This window comes from Rhodoferax sp. U2-2l (assembly GCF_020594515.1).
Classification (GTDB): Bacteria; Pseudomonadota; Gammaproteobacteria; order Burkholderiales; family Burkholderiaceae_C; genus Rhodoferax.
Genome location: NZ_JAJCTH010000004.1, coordinates 131,526 through 149,297, shown reverse-complemented (window position 1 = coordinate 149,297; position 17,772 = coordinate 131,526). Strand labels below are relative to the sequence as shown.

17 protein-coding genes, 2 pseudogenes and 1 riboswitch are annotated in these 17,772 nt (G+C 62.0%); all 19 genes and pseudogenes read left to right on the top strand.

Annotated features, from left to right (window positions below):
* The first annotated feature begins 212 nt into the window (after positions 1-212).
* Positions 213-392: a periplasmic nitrate reductase, NapE protein gene (locus tag LHU53_RS05245; protein ID WP_227331046.1), complete on the top strand. Its 180-nt coding sequence runs from the start codon at positions 213-215 to the stop codon at positions 390-392.
* 75 nt (positions 393-467) lie between these two features.
* Positions 468-1,694 (top strand): pentaheme c-type cytochrome TorC, encoded by a 1,227-nt coding sequence (gene torC, locus LHU53_RS05240; protein ID WP_227331044.1) that lies wholly within the window; start codon positions 468-470, stop codon positions 1,692-1,694.
* A 14-nt stretch (positions 1,695-1,708) separates the two neighbouring features.
* Positions 1,709-4,255, top strand: coding sequence for a trimethylamine-N-oxide reductase TorA (gene torA, locus LHU53_RS05235; protein ID WP_227331042.1), 2,547 nt, complete (start codon positions 1,709-1,711; stop codon positions 4,253-4,255).
* On the top strand, positions 4,252-4,971 hold the full coding sequence (torD, locus tag LHU53_RS05230; RefSeq protein ID WP_227331041.1) for a molecular chaperone TorD: 720 nt from the start codon (positions 4,252-4,254) through the stop codon (positions 4,969-4,971). The genes torA and torD overlap by 4 nt, the downstream gene beginning before the upstream one ends.
* Before the next feature lie 68 nt (positions 4,972-5,039).
* Positions 5,040-5,277: riboswitch (cobalamin riboswitch) on the top strand.
* Between the two features lie 410 nt (positions 5,278-5,687).
* Positions 5,688-6,365, top strand: coding sequence for an energy-coupling factor ABC transporter permease (locus tag LHU53_RS05225; RefSeq protein ID WP_227331040.1), 678 nt, complete (start codon positions 5,688-5,690; stop codon positions 6,363-6,365).
* A 3-nt stretch (positions 6,366-6,368) separates the two neighbouring features.
* Positions 6,369-7,190: a precorrin-4 C(11)-methyltransferase gene (gene cobM, locus LHU53_RS05220; RefSeq protein WP_227331038.1), complete on the top strand. Its 822-nt coding sequence runs from the start codon at positions 6,369-6,371 to the stop codon at positions 7,188-7,190.
* Positions 7,187-8,188, top strand: a complete 1,002-nt coding sequence (locus LHU53_RS05215; protein ID WP_227331037.1) for a sirohydrochlorin chelatase — start codon at positions 7,187-7,189, stop codon at positions 8,186-8,188. The genes cobM and LHU53_RS05215 overlap by 4 nt, the downstream gene beginning before the upstream one ends.
* A gap of 2 nt (positions 8,189-8,190) precedes the next feature.
* Positions 8,191-8,877 carry a precorrin-8X methylmutase gene (locus tag LHU53_RS05210; RefSeq protein ID WP_304621923.1) on the top strand — a complete coding sequence of 229 codons (687 nt, stop codon included), beginning with the start codon at positions 8,191-8,193 and terminating at the stop codon, positions 8,875-8,877.
* The gene (locus LHU53_RS05205) at positions 8,874-9,971 is read left to right on the top strand and encodes a cobalt-precorrin-5B (C(1))-methyltransferase (RefSeq protein WP_227331034.1); all 1,098 of its coding nucleotides are present in this window, start codon (positions 8,874-8,876) and stop codon (positions 9,969-9,971) included. The genes LHU53_RS05210 and LHU53_RS05205 overlap by 4 nt, the downstream gene beginning before the upstream one ends.
* 11 nt (positions 9,972-9,982) lie before the next feature.
* Positions 9,983-11,305, top strand: coding sequence for a precorrin-6y C5,15-methyltransferase (decarboxylating) subunit CbiE (gene cbiE / locus LHU53_RS05200; RefSeq protein ID WP_227331033.1), 1,323 nt, complete (start codon positions 9,983-9,985; stop codon positions 11,303-11,305).
* Positions 11,298-12,089, top strand: coding sequence for a precorrin-2 C(20)-methyltransferase (gene cobI, locus LHU53_RS05195; protein WP_227331032.1), 792 nt, complete (start codon positions 11,298-11,300; stop codon positions 12,087-12,089). Before cbiE ends, cobI begins: the two co-directional genes overlap by 8 nt.
* The gene (locus LHU53_RS05190) at positions 12,086-12,856 is read left to right on the top strand and encodes a cobalamin biosynthesis central domain-containing protein (protein ID WP_227331031.1); all 771 of its coding nucleotides are present in this window, start codon (positions 12,086-12,088) and stop codon (positions 12,854-12,856) included. The genes cobI and LHU53_RS05190 overlap by 4 nt, the downstream gene beginning before the upstream one ends.
* Positions 12,853-13,266, top strand: a complete 414-nt coding sequence (locus tag LHU53_RS05185; protein ID WP_227331030.1) for a cobalamin biosynthesis protein — start codon at positions 12,853-12,855, stop codon at positions 13,264-13,266. The genes LHU53_RS05190 and LHU53_RS05185 overlap by 4 nt, the downstream gene beginning before the upstream one ends.
* Complete coding sequence (cobJ, locus tag LHU53_RS05180) at positions 13,259-14,272, top strand: precorrin-3B C(17)-methyltransferase (protein WP_227331029.1); 1,014 nt, start codon at positions 13,259-13,261, stop codon at positions 14,270-14,272. Before LHU53_RS05185 ends, cobJ begins: the two co-directional genes overlap by 8 nt.
* The gene (locus LHU53_RS05175) at positions 14,269-14,616 is read left to right on the top strand and encodes a ferredoxin (protein WP_227331028.1); all 348 of its coding nucleotides are present in this window, start codon (positions 14,269-14,271) and stop codon (positions 14,614-14,616) included. Before cobJ ends, LHU53_RS05175 begins: the two co-directional genes overlap by 4 nt.
* On the top strand, positions 14,609-15,352 hold the full coding sequence (cobA, locus tag LHU53_RS05170; protein WP_227331026.1) for a uroporphyrinogen-III C-methyltransferase: 744 nt from the start codon (positions 14,609-14,611) through the stop codon (positions 15,350-15,352). Before LHU53_RS05175 ends, cobA begins: the two co-directional genes overlap by 8 nt.
* Positions 15,353-15,464: 112 nt before the next feature.
* Positions 15,465-16,655 (top strand): annotated as a pseudogene (locus LHU53_RS05165) (DEAD/DEAH box helicase family protein); the annotation flags it as partial.
* 225 nt (positions 16,656-16,880) lie between these two features.
* Positions 16,881-17,042, top strand: coding sequence for a hypothetical protein (locus LHU53_RS05160; RefSeq protein WP_227331258.1), 162 nt, complete (start codon positions 16,881-16,883; stop codon positions 17,040-17,042).
* Between the two features lie 82 nt (positions 17,043-17,124).
* A pseudogene (locus LHU53_RS05155) lies at positions 17,125-17,520 on the top strand (recombinase family protein); the annotation flags it as partial.
* Positions 17,521-17,772 lie beyond the last annotated feature (252 nt).

Here is a 17,772-nt window from a genome sequence, read left to right as displayed (position 1 = left end):
GGCTGGGTTCATAAAAAGTGGCCGGATTATCCAGCGGTCAGCTCGGGCCAGGGCCGAACCCGCCAGGTTTGGTTAATGCGGTTAACACAACACAGGGCGCCATTCACAAATTTCACCAGTCAGTTCATACCCGCTGAGCAAAATCATCCGCAGCCGGTGAATGCGTGATTGCGGCATTCACTTCGTCAACGCACATTGCCATAGGACCCAGCATGGACAACAAACCGGATGATTTTTCAAGCGAGGCGGCCATTGTCGGGTCGCAGCGCGACTGGCGCAATTTCTTGCTGCTGGCCCTGGTCGGCCTGCCCGCCTTGATGGGCGTCTTGCTGGTGGTGTATGGGTTTCTGGTCTGGTTCTCCCAGCTGCTGGTCTTTGGACCACCGAGCTGAGTTTGCAGGCCAACCCGGTTTGACGCGTCGGTGCGCGCGCCATTGACTAGCGCATCACATGCCTAGAAAGAGATCATGACAAAGTTATTCAGATTTATCCGCCAGCTGTTCCTGCGGCCTTCCATGAAGATTGGCCTGGGCGTGCTGGTGACGGGCGGCTTCATGGCCGGCATCCTGTCCTGGCAGGGCTTCAACACGGCCATGGAACTCACCAACAAGGAAGAGTTTTGCCTCAACTGCCACACCATGCACGACAACCTGCTGCCCGAGCTGCAAAAGACCGTGCACTGGAGCAACCGCAGCGGGGTTCGCGCCACCTGCCCGGACTGCCACGTGCCCCACGACTTCACCGACAAGCTGGCGCGCAAGATGCAGGCCAGCCGCGAAGTGCTGGCGCAGTTCACCGGCCAGATCGGCACCCGTGAAAAATTCAAGGAGCACCGCCTGGTGCTGGCCCAGCGTGAGTGGGCACGTTTTTCCGCCAACGGTTCACGCGAATGCCGCAACTGCCATGACTACAAGGACATGGACTTCGACAAGATGCGCCCGACCTCGCAAGTCGCCATGCGCAATGCCGCCGCGCGCGACCAGAGCTGCATCGATTGCCACAAAGGTGTGGCCCACCAGTTGCCTGACATGAAAGGTGCGCGCAACCCGGCCTTTGACACTTTGTTGTCCAGTGCCATCGGCCAGAGCGTGTCCAGTGGCAAGGACTACTACACCGTGGTGCCGCAAGACTTGTTTGCCGACGCCGAGCTCAAGAGCAAAGTGGGTGCGATCGAAGTGGCCGCCAAGGTCAAGGTGCTGCAAACCCAGGGCGACGCCCAACAGGTGGAGCTGACGCTGTGGCGCAAGAACAAAGGTTATGGCCGCGTCTGGTATGGCGAGTTTGGCCTGAACATCACCAACGCCGTGCTGGACAAGGCAGTGGCGCAAAAACCCGAACTGGTCAAGGTCCTGGCCAGCCAGGAAGACCCGAACACCGGGCTGGAATGGCAGCAGGTACAAGCCCAACTCTGGATCAAGAAGGGCAGCCTGATCGACAGCGTGGAGCCCATCTGGACCATCGCCCGTGCCTCCTACACGCAAAGTTGCAGCGTGTGCCACCGCCAACCGCTGGAGTCGCACATTGATGCCAACGCCTGGCCGGGTCTGTTTGGCGGCATGGTGGGCTTCACCAGCATGGATGCCGACACCGCCAAGGTGGTGCTGAAGTACCTGCAATCGCACTCGTCGGACTTCAGCAACAAGCCCCATGCGGCAGCCGCTGCTGACGCCACTTTACAAACCGCACGGCCTTGAACAGGATGACCAACATGACTTACTCACGTCGCAATTTTTTAAAGGGACTGGCGGCTTTTTCCGGCACCACGCTGGTGGGCCCGGCCTTGCTGAGCGCCGCACCGGCCCAGGCCGCGACCGCCCGGGACGGCGCCAGCGCTGTTGCGGGTGCGGCCAGTGCCGCTGGCAAGGACATGGCCGGCTGGAAGATCACCGGCTCACACTTCGGCGCCATCCGCGCCAAGGTGGTCAACGACCGGGTGGTGGAAGTGCGGCCGTTTGAATACGACAAACACCCGACCGAGATGATCAAGGGCATTCCCGGCCTGATCTACAGCTCCTCGCGCATTCGTTACCCGATGGTGCGGCTGGACTGGTACAAGAAGCGCCACCACAGTGACACCGCCCAGCGCGGCGACAACCGTTTTGTGCGCGTCAGCTGGGACGATGCGCTGGACCTGTTCTACGAGGAGCTGGAGCGCGTTCAAAAATCCTACGGCCCGTGGGCGCTGCACACCGCCGGGGTCGGCTGGCGCACGGTGGGCCAGATGCACAGCTGCGGCAACCACATGATCCGCGCCATCGGCATGCATGGCCGCAGTGTCGGCACCGTGGGCGACTACTCCACCGGCGCTGGCCAAACCATCCTGCCCTATGTGCTGGGCTCGACCGAGGTTTATTCGCAGGGCACCTCGTGGGAGTTGATCCTCAAAGAAAGCAAGATGATCGTGTTCTGGGCCAATGACCCGATCAAGAACCTGCAGGTCGGCTGGAACACCGAAACCCACGAGTCTTACGCCTACTTTGAGCAGCTCAAGAAAAAAGTCGCCGCCAAAGAGATCCAGGTGCTGTGTCTGGACCCGGTCAAGAGCAAGACGCAGAATTACCTGGGCTGCGAGCACCAGTACATCAACCCGATGACCGACGTGGCGATGATGCTGGGCATTGCGCACACGCTGGTCAAGGAAGACCTGTACGACAAGAGCTTCATCAAGACCTACACCCTGGGGTTTGATCGGTTCCTGCCGTACCTGCTGGGCCAGACCGAAGACAAGGTGGAAAAAACCGCCGAGTGGGCGGCTGCCATCTGCGGCGTGCCCGCGCAGCGCATTCGCCAGCTGGCGCGTCAAATGGCCAAAAACCGCACCCAGCTGATCTTCGGCTGGGCCATCCAGCGCCAGCAACATGGTGAGCAGCCGTACTGGATGGGCGCGGTGCTGGCGGCCATGCTGGGCCAGATCGGCCTGCCCGGGGGCGGCATCAGCTACGCCCACCACTACAGCTCGGTGGGCGTGTCGTCCTCGGGCGCGGCCATGCCGGGCGCCTTCCCGCTCAACCTGGACCCGGGTCGCAAGCCCAAGTACGACAACACCGATTACAAGGGCTACAGCCCGACCATGCCGATTGCTCGCGTGATCGACGCCCTGCTCGAGCCCGGCAAAGAGATCGACTTCAATGGCGGCAAAGTGAAGCTGGCGCCGTACAAGATGGCCATCTTCACCGGCTGCAACCAGTGGCACCGCCAGTCGCAACGCAACCGCATGAAGCAGGCCTACCGCCAGCTGGAAACCGTGGTCGCGATCGACTACAACTGGACCGCCACCTGCCGCTTTGCCGACATCGTGCTGCCGGCCTGCACCCACTTTGAGCGCAACGACATCGACGCCTACGGCTCCTACAGCAACCGCGGCGTGCTGGCGATGCACAAGCTGGTGGACCCGCTGTTTCACTCGCGCCCGGATTTCGAGATCTTCAAGGGCCTGTGCCGCCGCTTCAACCGCGAAGAGGAATACACCCGTGGCATGAACGAGATGCAGTGGGTCGAAAAACTCTACGAGGACTGCCGCAAGGAAAACGGCCTCAAGGAGTTCCCCATGCCACCTTTTGCCGAGTTCTGGAAAACGGGCTATGTGCTGTTTCCTGAAGGCAAACCCTGGGTGCGTCATGCTGATTTTCGTGACGATGCCGAGGTCAATGCGCTGGGCACCCCGTCGGGATTTATTGAGATTTTCAGCCGCAAGATCGAGCGCTTTGGCTACGCCGACTGCAAAGGTCACCCGATCTGGATGGAAAAAACCGAGCGCTCGCACGGCGGCCCCAACTCCAAACGCTTCCCGCTGTGGCTGCAGTCGGTGCACCCGGACAAGCGCCTGCACTCGCAGCTGTGCGAGTCCGAACCGCTGCGCTCGACCTACGCCATCAAGGGCCGCGAACCGGTCTTCTTGAGCCCGGCCGATGCCAAGGCACGCGGCATCGCGCACGGCGACCTGGTGCGCGTGTTCAACGACCGCGGCCAGTTGCTGGCCGGTGCCCATGTGTCGGACAACTTCCCCAGCGGCGTGGTGCGCATTCAGGAAGGCGCCTGGTACGGCCCGACCGGGCCCGAGGTCGGTGCGCTCGACACCTATGGCGACCCGAACACCTTGACGCTGGACATCGGCACCTCCAGCCTAGCCCAGGCCACCAGCGCCAATACCTGCCTGGTGCAGATCGAGAAGTTCATCGGCGCGGCACCCGCAGTCACCGCCTTTGGCGGCCCGACCGAGGTCGATGCCAGCGGCACACCGGTGCGTTCAGCATGAGGGCCGCAGAATCGGGCGCGCTCGATGCGGCGCAGTGGCAACAGGCGTGCCAGCAGCGCGCGGTGGTCTACGGGTGGTTCTCCAGCCTCTACGCCGCCGAGTTGACTGACGCCCAACTCAACGCCTACCTGGGCGGCGAAGTGGATGGGCTGCTGCAGGGGCTGGCCAACATCGGGCTGGCTCCTGAGAGCCAGCGCCTGCAAGCGGCGCTGCACAGCCTGCGCGAGGTGCCCTACGCCCGCCTGGAACTGGCGGCGGACTTTGCCCAGGCGTTCTTGCTGGACGCCAAGTCCGGCGCCTTGCCGTATGGCTCCTGCTACAAAAACGACGCGGCGCAGTTTTGCGGGCCCACCGAGCAACGCATGCGGTCGTTTTTGGCGCAGTCGTCGCTGGTGCTGCAGGACGACTTCAAGGAGCCCGCCGACCACCTGGCGATCTACCTGGCGGTGATGGTCAAGCTGATCGAACAAGCGCCGCAAGACAACCTGCGCGCCGGCGTTCAAGCGCTGGACCAGGCGGCTTTCCTGCAGGATGGACTGATGACCTGGCTCCCGATGTTTGCCGAGAAATCCCGCCAAGTCACGACCCGGTTCGATGTTTACCCCGCCCTGGCCGCCCTGGTGCTGGCTTTTGTCCAGCACGATGTGTTGTTCTTGCAGGATGTGGCGCAGGGTGACGCAGCAGCGTCACAGGATGGCAATCGCCGCACGTCTTAGTCGACGCCCAAGGTGAGAAGTTGAAGCAGCCCGCGGGGCGCTTCCGGCTGCTTCATGCCAAAAACTGTGGTTAGAATTCCGCTGTTGGTGCTCGCGACGTGGTTCACACGGCGCAGTTCAACGGGAAGCAGGAGGGTCAGGCTGACAACAGCCCACCTAACCTGCGCTGCCCCCGCAACGGTAAGTGGACGAATCGTCATGATTTAGCTCCCATCAAGGCCACTGAGTGTTCTGAACAGACACTTGGGAAGGCGATGGAGGTGGCATCCACCAGCCCGGATACCGGCCAACAAGGTGGTTGCTCGCGTGCGGGCAACCGTGACGCTCAGGCACTGTCGGGGAAGATGGTGAGAGCTTGATGCCGGTGAATTCTGTGATGACTCTTCGACCCCCTGTCGCGCGCCTCTTGTCTTGGCCGTGGGCTTGTTCGCCCGTTTTCTTTTCCGTCCCACACACCCCTATCGCCCGAGTCACCCGCGCTGCGGCCATCGCCGCCAGGGCGTCGGGCTCGCCCGCGCGCTGACCCTGCTTAGCTTTTAACGGCTGGGTCACCCAACATCATGGCGCAACACGCGCTGGTGCTCACACGCATGGCTGCACATGGCCTTGTCAGACAGGCGCTGTTGCGCCTGCGTCAGGAGGTGCCCAACTGCTGACAGCTCTTCTCTGCGTTCACCCGTTATTTTTCAATCCGTCGTTTTTAAAGGAGTTACACCATGCACATCGAACCAGGCCTTGTTGAAGGCGCCAAAATTTTCCTCAGTGTCGCCACCGCCGCCGGTGCCCTGGCGTATGCGGCCAAGTTGGCTGTCAATACCGTCAAACGTGATGGCTTGTTGGCTTTTGCTTTGCGTTCTGCCATGGCCGTGGCTTTGGTGTTCTGCTTTTTTGAAGTGCTGCCGCACCACCCGGTGGGTGTCTCCGAGGTGCACCTGATTCTGGGTACCACCCTGTTGCTGGTATTTGGTGTGGCACCGGCTGCCATTGGCCTAGCTGGTGGTTTGTTGGTTCAGGGCCTGTTTTTTGCACCGTTCGATTTGCCGCAGTACGGCATGAACGTCACCACCCTGCTGGTGCCGCTGTTTGCCACCGCCGCCCTGGCGCGCAAGATCATTCCTGAGAGCACCGCTTATGTGGACATCAGCTACGCCCAGGCCTTCAAGCTGTCGGTGGCTTACCAAGGTGGCATCGTGGTGTGGGTCGGCTTCTGGGCCTTGTATGGCCGGGGTGTGGGTGCTGAGAACCTGGCCAGTGTTGCCAGCTTTGGCGCAGCCTACATGACCATTGTGTTGGCCGAACCCCTGATCGACCTGGGCGTGTTGGCATTGGCCAAGATGATGCACCGCCTGCAAGGCTCGGTCGCTGTCGACAAACGTCTGTACAGCGCGGCCTGATCCATGGTGCAGCCCAAGCCCGGATGCGTTTGGTTTGTGGGGGCCGGTCCTGGTGACCCGGACCTGATCACCGTCAAGGGCCGCGGGCTGATTGAGCGCGCGGGCGCCATTTTGTTCGCTGGCTCCCTGGTCAGCGAAGCCGCAACCCGCTGGGCACCAGCGGATTGCGTCATTGTGGACAGCAAAGACATGACCTTGGAGGACATGTCGGCTTGGCTGATCACGCAGGCGGCGCGCTGCGAGACCGTGGTGCGCCTGCAGACCGGAGACCCCGGGCTGTACGGCGCCTTGATTGAGCTGGTGCAGCCGCTGGATGCGGCGGGTGTGCCGGTGCAGGTGGTGCCGGGGGTGTCCTCGGCCATGGCCTCTGCCGCAGCAGCGGTCGAGAGCCTGACCCTGCCCGAAGTCACCCAGACCGTGATTCTGACCCGCATGGAAGGGCGCACGCCCATGCCCGAGGGTGAATCGTTGCAAGAGCTGGCAGCCCACCACAGCACCCTATGCATCTTTCTGAGCATCACCCTGCTGGGCAAAGTCACTGCGGCCTTGAGCGCCGCGGGCTGGTCGCGTGATGCGCCCGTGGTGGTGGTGCACAAGGCCAGTTGGCCCGGTGAAGAAAAGATTGTGCGTGGCACCGTGGCCACCATCCAGGCCCTGTGCCGCGAGGCCAAGCTGGTCAGCCAGTCGATGATCATCGCCAGCCCGACACTGGGCGCCCGGCATTGGACCACCCTGGCCAAATCCAAACTCTACGACGCCAGCTTTACCCACCGTTTCCGGCAGGCCAGCGTGCCTGCTTCTCAACTTACCCTGGATACCCCATGACCTCTGACACCATTTTGCTGGTGGGCCACGGCTCACGCGAGGCCTCCGGCAACGACGAAATCCTGGCTTTTGCCCAGCAGTGGCGCCAACGCCAGCCGAGCTGGTCGATCGAGGTTTGTTTTATCGAGCTGGCCGACATCACGCTGGCGCAGGGTTTGAATACTGCCGCCGCCAAGTCGGGCCGCGTGATGGTGGTGCCGCTGATTCTGAATGCGGCGGGCCACGTCAAGATGGACATCCCGCAGGCGATTGACGCAGCACGTGTCCGGTTTCCACGGGTCCAGTTTTTGTACACCCCCGAGTTGACCGCTTGCGACCTGCTGTTGAAGGTGGTGCTGCGCCGCCTCAAAACCGCGATGAAGTCGCTGGACATGCCCGACCCCACCACCACCGGTGTGGTCTTGCTCGGGCGCGGCTCGTCCGACCGCCACGCGAATGGCGAAATGGCCAAGATGGCGCGCTGGGTGATGGAAGAAACGGACCACCCGCTGGTCGATGTGGCGTTCACCGGCATCACCTACCCGCGCCTGGAGAAAGTCGTGCAGCGCCAGCACCTGCTGGGCATGACCCAGGTGGTGGTGTTGCCGTATTACCTGTTCAACGGCACGCTGATGGCGCGCATCGTGCGCCAGGTGGCCAACCTCAAGACGCAGTACCCCACGGTGCGTTTTGCGCTGACCGACTATTTTGGTTTTGAGCCCGAAGTGTTTGAGGTGCTGGAACAACGTGTGAACGATGCCCGGCTTGGTCGCCCCGCGGCGATGATGGCCTGTGATGGCTGCAAGTTCCGCGAGTTTGCCGTTGAACATGGCCAAGGCGGTCACCTGCATGACGATGGCACACACCACGGCCATGACCATGCACACCCGCACGAACACGACCATCCTCATGAACATGAACATGAACATGAGCATGAGCATGAGCATGAGCATGAGCATGAGCATGAGCATGAGCATGAGCATGGACACCACCATCCCCATGTCGGAGCCCCGGCATGAGTTTGTCCACTCCCAATGTCATCACCGAACAACTCACCGCCGCTGGCCGCGCCATCGAGCACGATTCGTTTGCGGTGATCGACCGCGAAGCCGGTCCCCACAACTACGCGCCAGAACAGTGGCCCGTGGTGCGTCGCATGATCCACGCCAATGCCGACTTTGATTTCAATGGCTTGACCGAATTTCATCCCCAGGCGGTGAGCGCCGGTCTGGCGGCCATTTTTTCGGGCCAGGCTCGTGTGGTGGCCGATGTCGAGATGATTTGTGTGGGTCTGTCTGCCCCGCGCCTGGCGCACTTTGGCATCAGCACCCACCAGTTCATCAGTGATCCTGATGTGATTGAGTTGGCTCAGACACAGGGCACCACGCGTGCGGTGCAGGCCATGCGCAAGGCGCACAGGCTGGGGCTGCTGGACGGTGCCATCGTCGGCATTGGCAACGCCCCCACCGCTTTGATCGAAGTGGTGCGGCTGATCCGCGAAGAGGGTGTCCGCCCGGCCCTGGTGGTCGGCATGCCGGTGGGTTTTGTATCGGCGGCTGAGTCCAAAGACTTGATGGCCTTGCAGAGTGATTTACCCTGGGTGGTGATCCGTGGCCGCAAGGGCGGCTCGACCCTGGTGGTGGCGGCCATCCACGCTTTGCTGGGCATGGCGGAGGCCAAGGCCAACAGCAAGGACAGCATCGCGTGATGGACAAAAGTGTGCCGCGTGGCACACGCACCGGTTTCACCACCGGTGCGTGTTCCGCAGCGGCGGCGCGGGCGGCGGTCATCGGCCTGGTGACCGGTCAGGTGCCTGACAGTGTCGAATGCCAGTTGCCCAATGGTGACTTGGTGACTTTTGCCGTGCACGATGGTCGTTGTGACGGGGTTTGTGCCCATGCCATGGTGATCAAGGATGCGGGTGACGACCCCGATTGCACCGACAAGGCCCACTTAACGGCCGATGTGCGCTGGCTGGCTGAGTTGCCAGGAAAGGTGTTGCTGGCTGGTGGTGTGGGTGTCGGTCGGGTCACGATGCCCGGTTTGGGCCTGGAGGTGGGTGGCCCGGCCATCAACCCGGTGCCACGCCGCAACATCGAAACTAATGTGCGCCAAGCCGCCGGGGCGCTGCTCGTCAAAGCAGGCTTGGAGGTGACGATTTCGGTGCCACAAGGCCAGGAGATGGCCAAAAAAACCACCAACGCCCGCCTGGGTATCCTGGGTGGCATCTCCATTCTGGGCACCACCGGCATTGTCAAACCGTATTCCACCGCCGCCTACCGGGCCAGTGTGGTGCAGGGGGTGCATGTTGCTGGCACCTTGCCGCAGGGGGTGGTGGTGCTGACCACCGGTGGTCGCACCGAAAAGTTTGTTATGGAACAGCTGCCCCATCTGCCCGAGGCCGCCTTTGTGCAGATGGGTGACTTTTTGCGTTACGCCATGAGTGCGGCGGTGAAAGCCGGTGTGAAGCAGGTGGTGATTGGCGGCATGGTGGGCAAACTCACCAAAATCGCCCAGGGTGAAACCATCACCCACGCTGGGCGGGCCGACGTCGACACCGGGCTGCTGGCCGACTTGGCGGCTGAACTCGGTGTGGCAGCCGAGGTGTGTGCCGACATCCGCGCCGCCAAAACCGCGCGGTATGCCGGTGAACGTATGGATGAACTCGGCTTGGGCACGGTGTTCCACACTACTCTGGCGCAACGTGTGGTGCAGACCTTGCGTCTGACCTACCCCGATCAGTTTGATATTCAGGTGCTGGTGTGTGACTTTGATGGGCACAAGATTGCCCAGTACCCATGAACAAGGAAGCCATGAAGAATTTGGACAAGTGCCGTGTGTTGGGCGTGCTGGACGATGGCGCGACCAGCCTGAGCCAGGCTGCGCTGACCCATCTGGAACAGGCGCAGTTGGTGATTGGTGGCACACGCACGCTGGAACTGCTGGCCGAGCACATCGCGCCGCAGGCCGAGCAGCGTGACCTGACCGGTGTGATGTCCCAGGTGCCGGAATGGATTCGCGCTGCGCTCGATGAAGGCCTGCGCGTGGTGGTGTTGGCCACTGGCGACCCCTTGTGCCATGGCATTGCCGCTTACCTGGCCTCGCGCCTGTGTGTCGAGGTGATCGAGGTGCTTCCCAACGTCTCGACCCTGCAACTGGCCTGCGCCCGCCTGTGTCTGCCCTGGCAGGACATGCGTTTTGTTTCGGTGCACAGCCGTGATGCCGGCGAATGGGTGGCCGGATCACCACCCAGCCATGGGCTGTATGGTTTGCTGCGTGAACTGCGCCAGCACGACCGCCTGGCGGTGTTGACCAGCCCGGCCAACTCACCCGATCGCATCGCCCGCATGCTGGTCACCGAGGGCCTGGATAACGACTGGGAAATGGCGGTGGCCGAGCGCCTGTGCCAGCCGCAGGAGCGCGTGCTGAGCGGCTTCAGCATCGAGGCCGCCACCCAGATGACTTTTGCCGAACTCAATGTGGTGCTGCTGTGGCGCACCACGTTGCGGGCGTCGCCAGTGTTGTTTGGCTTGCCCGATGTCAGCTTTGCCCAGCGCCACCCGGAAAAAGGTCTGATCACCAAAAACGAGGTGCGAGCGGTGTCCTTGGCGCGCCTGCAACTGCGCCAGAACAGTGTGGTCTGGGACATTGGTGCGGGCTCGGGCTCGGTCGGGCTGGAGGCCGCCCGCTTGTGCTCAATGGGCCATGTGTATGCCATTGAAAAAAATGCCGACGACTGCGCCAATGTGCTGCAGAACCGTCGCGCCTTGGGCATCAGCAACCACAGCCTGGTCCACGGCAAGGCGCCCGACGGCCTGGCCGACTGGGCCGACCCCGATGCGGTGTTCATCGGCGGTTCGGGCGGCGAGCTGGCCGCACTGATTGGCCTGGTGATGCAGCGCCTGCGCCCCGGCGGCTGGCTCGTGATGAATTTTGTGACGCTGGAAAACATGGCCACGGCGGTTGAAACGGTCAAAACCCTGGCTGCCAACTGGGACGTGCTGCAGTTACAGGCCTCACGCAGCCAGCCGATTCTGCAGATGCACCGCATGGCCGCAGAAAACCCGGTCTGGGTCGTCTGTGCCCAGGCAGGGTCTATCCCAATCACTTCTGAATTTGTAGCAACTCATGTCTAAAAACGGTACCCTTTTTGGTGTCTCGCTTGGCCCCGGCGACCCCGGACTGATCACACGCCGGGCCTGGGCTTTGCTGGAGCGCCCCGATGCGATCTGGACCTACCCGGTGCGCAGCATGCGCTCCGACAGTTACGCGCTCGATATTGCCCAGCGCGCGGGTTTGCCGCTGCCCGCGCAGCATCTGCCGCTGCTGTTCCCGATGACGCACGATGCAGAGAAACTGGCGCGCCATTGGCTGAAAGCCGCTGAAACCGTGCGTGAGCTGTTGGCCACCGGTAAGGACGTGTTGTTTCTGGTGGAGGGGGACGCCTCCACTTACGCCAGCTTCAGCTACCTGGCGCGGGTGCTGCGTGAGCTGGACCCAGCCGCGCAGGTGCAAGTTGTGGCGGGTGTGAGTTCGTTCAATGCAGTCTGTGCCACGGTGCAGGTGCCGCTGTCCGAGCAGGACGACACCATTGCCATCGTGCCCGCCGCTTATGGCATCCATGCGGTGGAAAAAATGCTCGACGACTTCGACACCCTGGTGCTGATGAAGGTGAAACCGCTGCTGGACGAGCTGATCGATTTGCTGGCGCGACGTGGCCTGCTGACCCACAGCTGCCTGGTGGAAAAAGCCGGTTCGCCGCTGGAGCGGGTGGTGCGGGACGTGGCCAGCCTCAAAGGCAGCCAGGTCAACTACCTGTCTTTGCTGCTTGTGAAAAATCCGGGCCGCGAAAAAGGGCCGATGGTGCGCGGTTGTCGCAAAAAAACCAGCACCGAGCTGGCAGAGGAAGCTGCCCAATGAGTGAGCAGATATCTCCCGTTTTGACCGAGCCGGTGCCGCGTGTGATGCTGATTGCCATCACCAAACACGGCGCACAACAAGCCGCGCTGCTGGCGCAGCAGTTGCCCGCCGCCCATGTGTGTGTCGCCGACAAGTTTGCCCCGCTGCTGGCCGGCGTCAGCAACCCGGTCCAGACCTACAGCGGCCCGTTTCGTGATGAAGTAGCGCAGCTCTTTGCCAACTTTGACCAACTGGTGTTTTTTGTCTCGCTCGGTGCGGTGGTGCGCCTGATCGCGCCCTACCTCAAAAGCAAGGACGAAGACCCCGGTGTGATTGTGGTGGACGATGCCGGGCAGTTTGTCATACCGGTGCTCTCTGGCCATATCGGTGGGGCCAACGCCATGGCAGAACAGGTGGCTGCGTTGCTGGGGGGCACTGCGGTGCTGACCACCGCGTCGGATGTGGGCAAGACCATCCCCGTCGATATTCTGGGACGCGAACTGGGCTGGCGTGTGGAGTCGCCCAAGATCAATATCACTCGCGTCTCTGCCGCCGTGGTCAACCAGGAGCCGGTGGCGCTGGTGCAAGAGGCGGGCAGCCCCCACTGGTGGACCCGCCCGACACCCTTGCCAGCCAACATCCAGCGCTTTACCCGCTTGGAAGATGTTGATCTGGATCAGTTCAAGGCGGTGCTGTGGATCACCCATGCCGAAGTGACCCCCGCGCATTGGGAACAACTGCATGAACGGCTGGTGGTTTACCGCCCGCCGCAGGGGCAGAGCGCATGAGTGTTGCGACATCGGGCGTTGCGATTGGTCTGGGCTGTGACCGGGGCACCCCCTTGACCACGGTGCTGCAGGCGCTGTACGACGCGTTGGCGCAGGCCGGGCTGAGCCGCACCCAGGTGCGGGTGTTGGCCAGCATCGAGGCCAAGTCCAACGAGCTTGCTTTCCTCGAACTGGCCAAGGTAGGGGGCTGGCCGCTGCGATTTTTCCGCGCGGCTGAACTGGCTGTGGTGCCGGTGCCCAATCCGTCCGAGACCGTCTTGCGTTACATGGGCACCCCCTCGGTGTCCGAGGCCGCTGCGTTGCTGGCGGCGGGGGCACAAGCCGATCAGTTGCTGGTCGAAAAATTCAAACACCAAGGCGTTGACGGAAAAAACGCCACCATTTCCATTGCAAGGATGACGCATGACTGAGATTGTTTCTGAAGCCCCCGTTGCCACCGGCCCGCAAGGCAAGATCATGCTGGTGGGCATCGGCCCGGGCAGCTTCGCCCAGATGACCCACCGCGCGGTCGAAGCCATTGCCGAGGCTGACGTGGTGATCGGGTATGTCACCTACATCAAGCTGGTGGCCGATTTGCTCGAGGGCAAAGAGGTCATTCGCAAGGGCATGACCGAGGAACTCGACCGCGCGGTGCATGCGCTGGAGCGCGCCCAGGCCGGCAAAAAGGTGGCGCTGATTTCCAGCGGCGACGCCGGGGTCTACGGCATGGCTGGTCCGACCTATGAGGTATTGTTTCAGGCGGGTTGGACGCCTGACAGCGGTGTGCCGGTGGAGATTGTGCCGGGCACCTCGGCCATCAATGCCTGTGCCTCGCTGGTGGGGGCGCCGTTGACGCATGACTTCTGCTCGATTTCGCTGTCCGACCTGTTGACCCCCTGGCCCGTCATCGCCCGTCGGCTGGAGGCCGCTGCTGCGGCTGACTTTGTGGTGGCGCTGTACAACCCCAAGAGTGGGCGGCGCACCCAGCAGATTGAACAGGCGCAGTACCTGTTTTTGCGGCATCGCTCGCCGCAGACGCCGGTGGCGGTGGTCAAGTCGGCCTACCGTCGCCGCCAGGCCATTGTGTTCACCACACTCGACAAGATGAGTGAGTGCGAGATCGGCATGCTCAGCACCGTGTTGATTGGCAACAGCAACACCTTTGTGCGTGACGGTCTGATGGTCACCCCGCGTGGTTATGCCAATAAATACGATCTGCAAGGTGACGGTAGCGCGCGGGAGGGCGAAAAACGTGGCCGTTCTCTGTCCACCGGTCTGCTGGGCTGGATGGCCAACCTACACGCTGACTTTGCTGAAGGCATCAGTCTGACGCAGTTGGCGCAGCTTCACCATCTGCCCGCAGACTATCTGGAGCTGGTGCTCAGAACCCCGCTTGAAGAGGAAGAGACGCCTGGTGCTGACGAGGCTGAGGTATGACTGAGGTGATCAAACCCAAAATTGGCGAGTACAAACGCCATCTGCTGATTTGCACCGGCCCACGCTGTGCCCAGGACGGCGCCGCGCAGGCCCTGTTTGACAGTTTGGGTGACAAGTTCAAGGCCGCCGGTTTGAATGACGGCGCGTTGCGGGTCAAACGCAGCCGGGTCAGCTGTTTTGCCGCCTGCAAAGGCGGGCCGGTGATGTGTGTACAACCCGATGGCACCTGGTACTACAACGTGACACCCGACAATATGGACCGCATCATCGAGCAGCATTTGGTGGCGGGCAAACCGGTGGCTGATCTGGTGTTTCACCAAGGTCCGGGAGATTGTCATGAGTGAGACAGCAGGTTTTGTCTACATCGTGGGTGCAGGGCCCGGCCCGGCCGACCTGATGACCTTGCGTGCGCTCAACCGCCTGCAGCGTGCCGAGGTGGTGGTGCATGACCGGCTGATCACACAAGAGGTCCTCGACCAGATTCCAGCCAGCGCTGAGCGCCTCTATGTGGGCAAGGCCCTGGGCAACCATTCGGTGCCACAAGACCAGATCAACGCCCTGCTGGTGCAACATGCCCAGGCTGGGCGCCAAGTGGTGCGGCTCAAAGGGGGCGACCCGTTTGTGTTTGGCCGCGGAGGGGAAGAAGTGCAGGCGCTGCAGGCCGCAGGGATCGGTTTTGAAGTTGTTCCGGGTGTGACAGCAGCCAGCGGCTGTTCGATGGCGGCAGGCATCCCGCTGACCCACCGCGACTTGGCTGGCAGCTGTGTCTTCCTGCCCGGCCATCTGGCCGACGAGAGCGGTGGTTATGACTGGACGGCCTTGGCGCGCCCGGGGCAGACGCGTGTGTTCTACATGGGGGTGCAGCGCCTGCCGCACATTGCCCAGCAACTGATCTCGCATGGCCTGGCGCCCGACACCCCGGCTGCCGTGGTGCGCGACGGTACCCGGACCAGCCAGCGTATCTGGGCCACCGGCCTGAGTCGCTTGGTGACGCTGGCGCCGTCTTATGGCCCCCAGCCCGGGCTGGTGATCATTGGTGAGACGGTGCAACTGAGTCCGCACTTCAACCCGCAGCGCTGAATGGGGCGTCCTACGCTGATGAAATCGGCCACTTGAGTGGCAGAATCGTCCTTGATCCACCTCTGTAACTTTCCAGCGGGTGACCGCAATCCATCAGGGAAAAGCCAGCGGCATGGACAAAAAATCACTCTCCGAGAGCGACATCTGCGACAAGTTCGTGCGTCCGGCTTTGGTGGCCGCCGGTTGGCACACACTTGACCAGATCTATGCCCAGTACCCCTTGCGCGACGGCCGGGTGGTGGTGCGCGGCAAAACCGCCCGGCGCGACCAAAACACGGTGCTGCGCGCCGACTACGCGCTGTTTTTCAAAGCCAACATCCCGCTGGCCGTGGTCGAGGTCAAACAAGCCCGTCTGTCCGTCAGCGCGGGCACCCAGCAAGCCATTCACTACGCCCAGTTGCTCGACGTGCCGTTCAGCTTTGCCAGCAATGGCGACGGTTTTGTCTTTCGTGACGCCACCTGTGCCACCGGCGTTCTGGAGCAAACCATTGGCCTGGACGAATTTCCCAGCCCGCAAGAACTGTGGCGTCGTTACTGCGCCTGGAAAGGCTGGGCACCTGCGGTACAGCGCGTGGCCGAAACCCCTTACGCCCCAGCCAAAACCCCGCGTTATTACCAGCTGGGCGCCATCAACCGCACGGTCGAAGCCATTGCCGCCGGGCAGCACCGGGTGCTGTTGGTCATGGCCACCGGCACCGGCAAAACCTACACCGCCTTCCAGATCATCCACCGGCTCTGGAAGTCCGACTGGCGCGCGGGCAAAGCCAACGGCCAAAAGCGCATCCTGTTCCTGGCCGACCGCAACATCCTGGTCGACCAAACCATGGTCAACGACTTCCGGCCCTTCAAGGGCGCCATGGCCAAACTCAGCCCCAATGCCAAGGGCATTGAGCGGGTCGATGCACAAGGCCATGTCACGGTGGAAGACATCGACCTGGCCGTCAACAAAAGCACCAAAGAGGTTAACAAGTCGTACGAGATTTACCTCTCGCTGTACCAGGCCGTCAGCGGCACGGATGAGGACCGCAACATCTACAAACAGTTCTCGCCAGACTTTTTCGATCTGATCGTGGTGGACGAATGCCACCGCGGTAGCGCCGCCGAAGACTCGGCCTGGCGCGAAATCCTCTCCTATTTCAGCATCGCCGCGCAGATCGGCCTGACCGCCACACCCAAAGAAACCAAAGACATCTCCAACAGCGACTACTTTGGTGAGCCGCTGTACACCTACAGCCTCAAACATGGCATTGAGGACGGTTACCTGGCGCCCTACAAAGTCATCCGTGTTGATTTGGACAAAGACAAGCTTCTTGAGGCGCTGACTGTGGAAAAAGATCTGATTGGTGTCAGGAACTATGACCGGCTGATGGACGGCTCTCGTCGTTTTGACGTCGAGGACTGGCTTCTGGGGCCAGGCGCGCTGTTGGACGAGGTGGACCCCGAGAGAAACAACTTCGGAACTCTTTCTGCGTTGAGCCTGAATCGCCCCGGATTTTGAGGAGGCTCCACACTTTGAGAAGATGGAGTCATGAGCAAGAAATCAAACCGTTTTTCCCCGGAAGTGCGCGAACGCGCTGTTCGCATGGTGCAAGAGCACCGTGGCGAATATCCGTTGGCCATGACACACTTCAGGAGAGAGTTGCAATCCATGGGTATGGATGCCCGTCACTTGCCTTTGGGGCTTGTTTGATTGCAGAAAAAATCTGACTTTAAAGAGTTACCGGTACTGCAGCCAAAGTCTTGCCGTTTACACAAAATTCGGGACACCCTCGCTTGGGCGCTCCCTTGCGCACCTGATCGAAACGATTGGCGCGCTCGAAGCGCGAGGCGTCGGCTTTAGGTCACTGACTGAGGCCATCGATACCACCACTTCGGGCGGACGGCTCATCTTCCACGTGTTCGGTGCGCTGGGCCAGTTTGAGCGTGACTTGATCCGCGATCGCACCAAGGCAGGACTGGCGGCAGCTGCCGCCCGTGGGCGCAAAGGTGGCCGCAAACCGGTCATCACCGCCGACAAGTTGCAGCGGGCGAGAGAGCATATTGCCAACGGGCTGACTGTTCGTGAAGCTGCGGCACGGCTCAAGATTGGCAAGACCGCCCTCTACGCCGCCCTGCAAGCTGCAAGTGCGGCGCGGCCTCCTGATGTTGTGCAGTCGCCTTCAGGGTAGGACACGAAGGCTTAGCGTACGATTTTTTCCGTTTTCTGAGACGACCCCTCGTAGTCCTCGCGCTCCCAAGGGTGGCCCTGGGCGACAACGTCCCAGTCGTGCTACTCGATGCGCCCGATCTCGCCACTGGCGAGGTTCAGGCGAGCGCTGGCGGTGACGATGTCGTCGGCGAGTTCGTCGGTTAGGGTGATCGGCACATGTAGGTCCATGGGGCGATTGTTCGCTGATTCGGGGGGGCGGCGCGCGCCGGGC

What these genes read in the sequence shown, in the direction of transcription:
- LHU53_RS05245 (WP_227331046.1), top strand. Translation starts at nt 213, where the DNA reads ATGGACAACAAACCGGATGATTTTTCAAGCGAGGCGGCCATTGTCGGG.
- torC (WP_227331044.1), top strand. Translation starts at nt 468, where the DNA reads ATGACAAAGTTATTCAGATTTATCCGCCAGCTGTTCCTGCGGCCTTCC.
- torA (WP_227331042.1), top strand. Translation starts at nt 1,709, where the DNA reads ATGACTTACTCACGTCGCAATTTTTTAAAGGGACTGGCGGCTTTTTCC.
- torD (WP_227331041.1), top strand. Translation starts at nt 4,252, where the DNA reads ATGAGGGCCGCAGAATCGGGCGCGCTCGATGCGGCGCAGTGGCAACAG.
- LHU53_RS05225 (WP_227331040.1), top strand. Translation starts at nt 5,688, where the DNA reads ATGCACATCGAACCAGGCCTTGTTGAAGGCGCCAAAATTTTCCTCAGT.
- cobM (WP_227331038.1), top strand. Translation starts at nt 6,369, where the DNA reads ATGGTGCAGCCCAAGCCCGGATGCGTTTGGTTTGTGGGGGCCGGTCCT.
- LHU53_RS05215 (WP_227331037.1), top strand. Translation starts at nt 7,187, where the DNA reads ATGACCTCTGACACCATTTTGCTGGTGGGCCACGGCTCACGCGAGGCC.
- cbiE (WP_227331033.1), top strand. Translation starts at nt 9,983, where the DNA reads ATGAAGAATTTGGACAAGTGCCGTGTGTTGGGCGTGCTGGACGATGGC.
- cobI (WP_227331032.1), top strand. Translation starts at nt 11,298, where the DNA reads ATGTCTAAAAACGGTACCCTTTTTGGTGTCTCGCTTGGCCCCGGCGAC.
- LHU53_RS05190 (WP_227331031.1), top strand. Translation starts at nt 12,086, where the DNA reads ATGAGTGAGCAGATATCTCCCGTTTTGACCGAGCCGGTGCCGCGTGTG.
- LHU53_RS05185 (WP_227331030.1), top strand. Translation starts at nt 12,853, where the DNA reads ATGAGTGTTGCGACATCGGGCGTTGCGATTGGTCTGGGCTGTGACCGG.
- cobJ (WP_227331029.1), top strand. Translation starts at nt 13,259, where the DNA reads ATGACTGAGATTGTTTCTGAAGCCCCCGTTGCCACCGGCCCGCAAGGC.
- LHU53_RS05175 (WP_227331028.1), top strand. Translation starts at nt 14,269, where the DNA reads ATGACTGAGGTGATCAAACCCAAAATTGGCGAGTACAAACGCCATCTG.
- cobA (WP_227331026.1), top strand. Translation starts at nt 14,609, where the DNA reads ATGAGTGAGACAGCAGGTTTTGTCTACATCGTGGGTGCAGGGCCCGGC.
- LHU53_RS05160 (WP_227331258.1), top strand. Translation starts at nt 16,881, where the DNA reads ATGAGCAAGAAATCAAACCGTTTTTCCCCGGAAGTGCGCGAACGCGCT.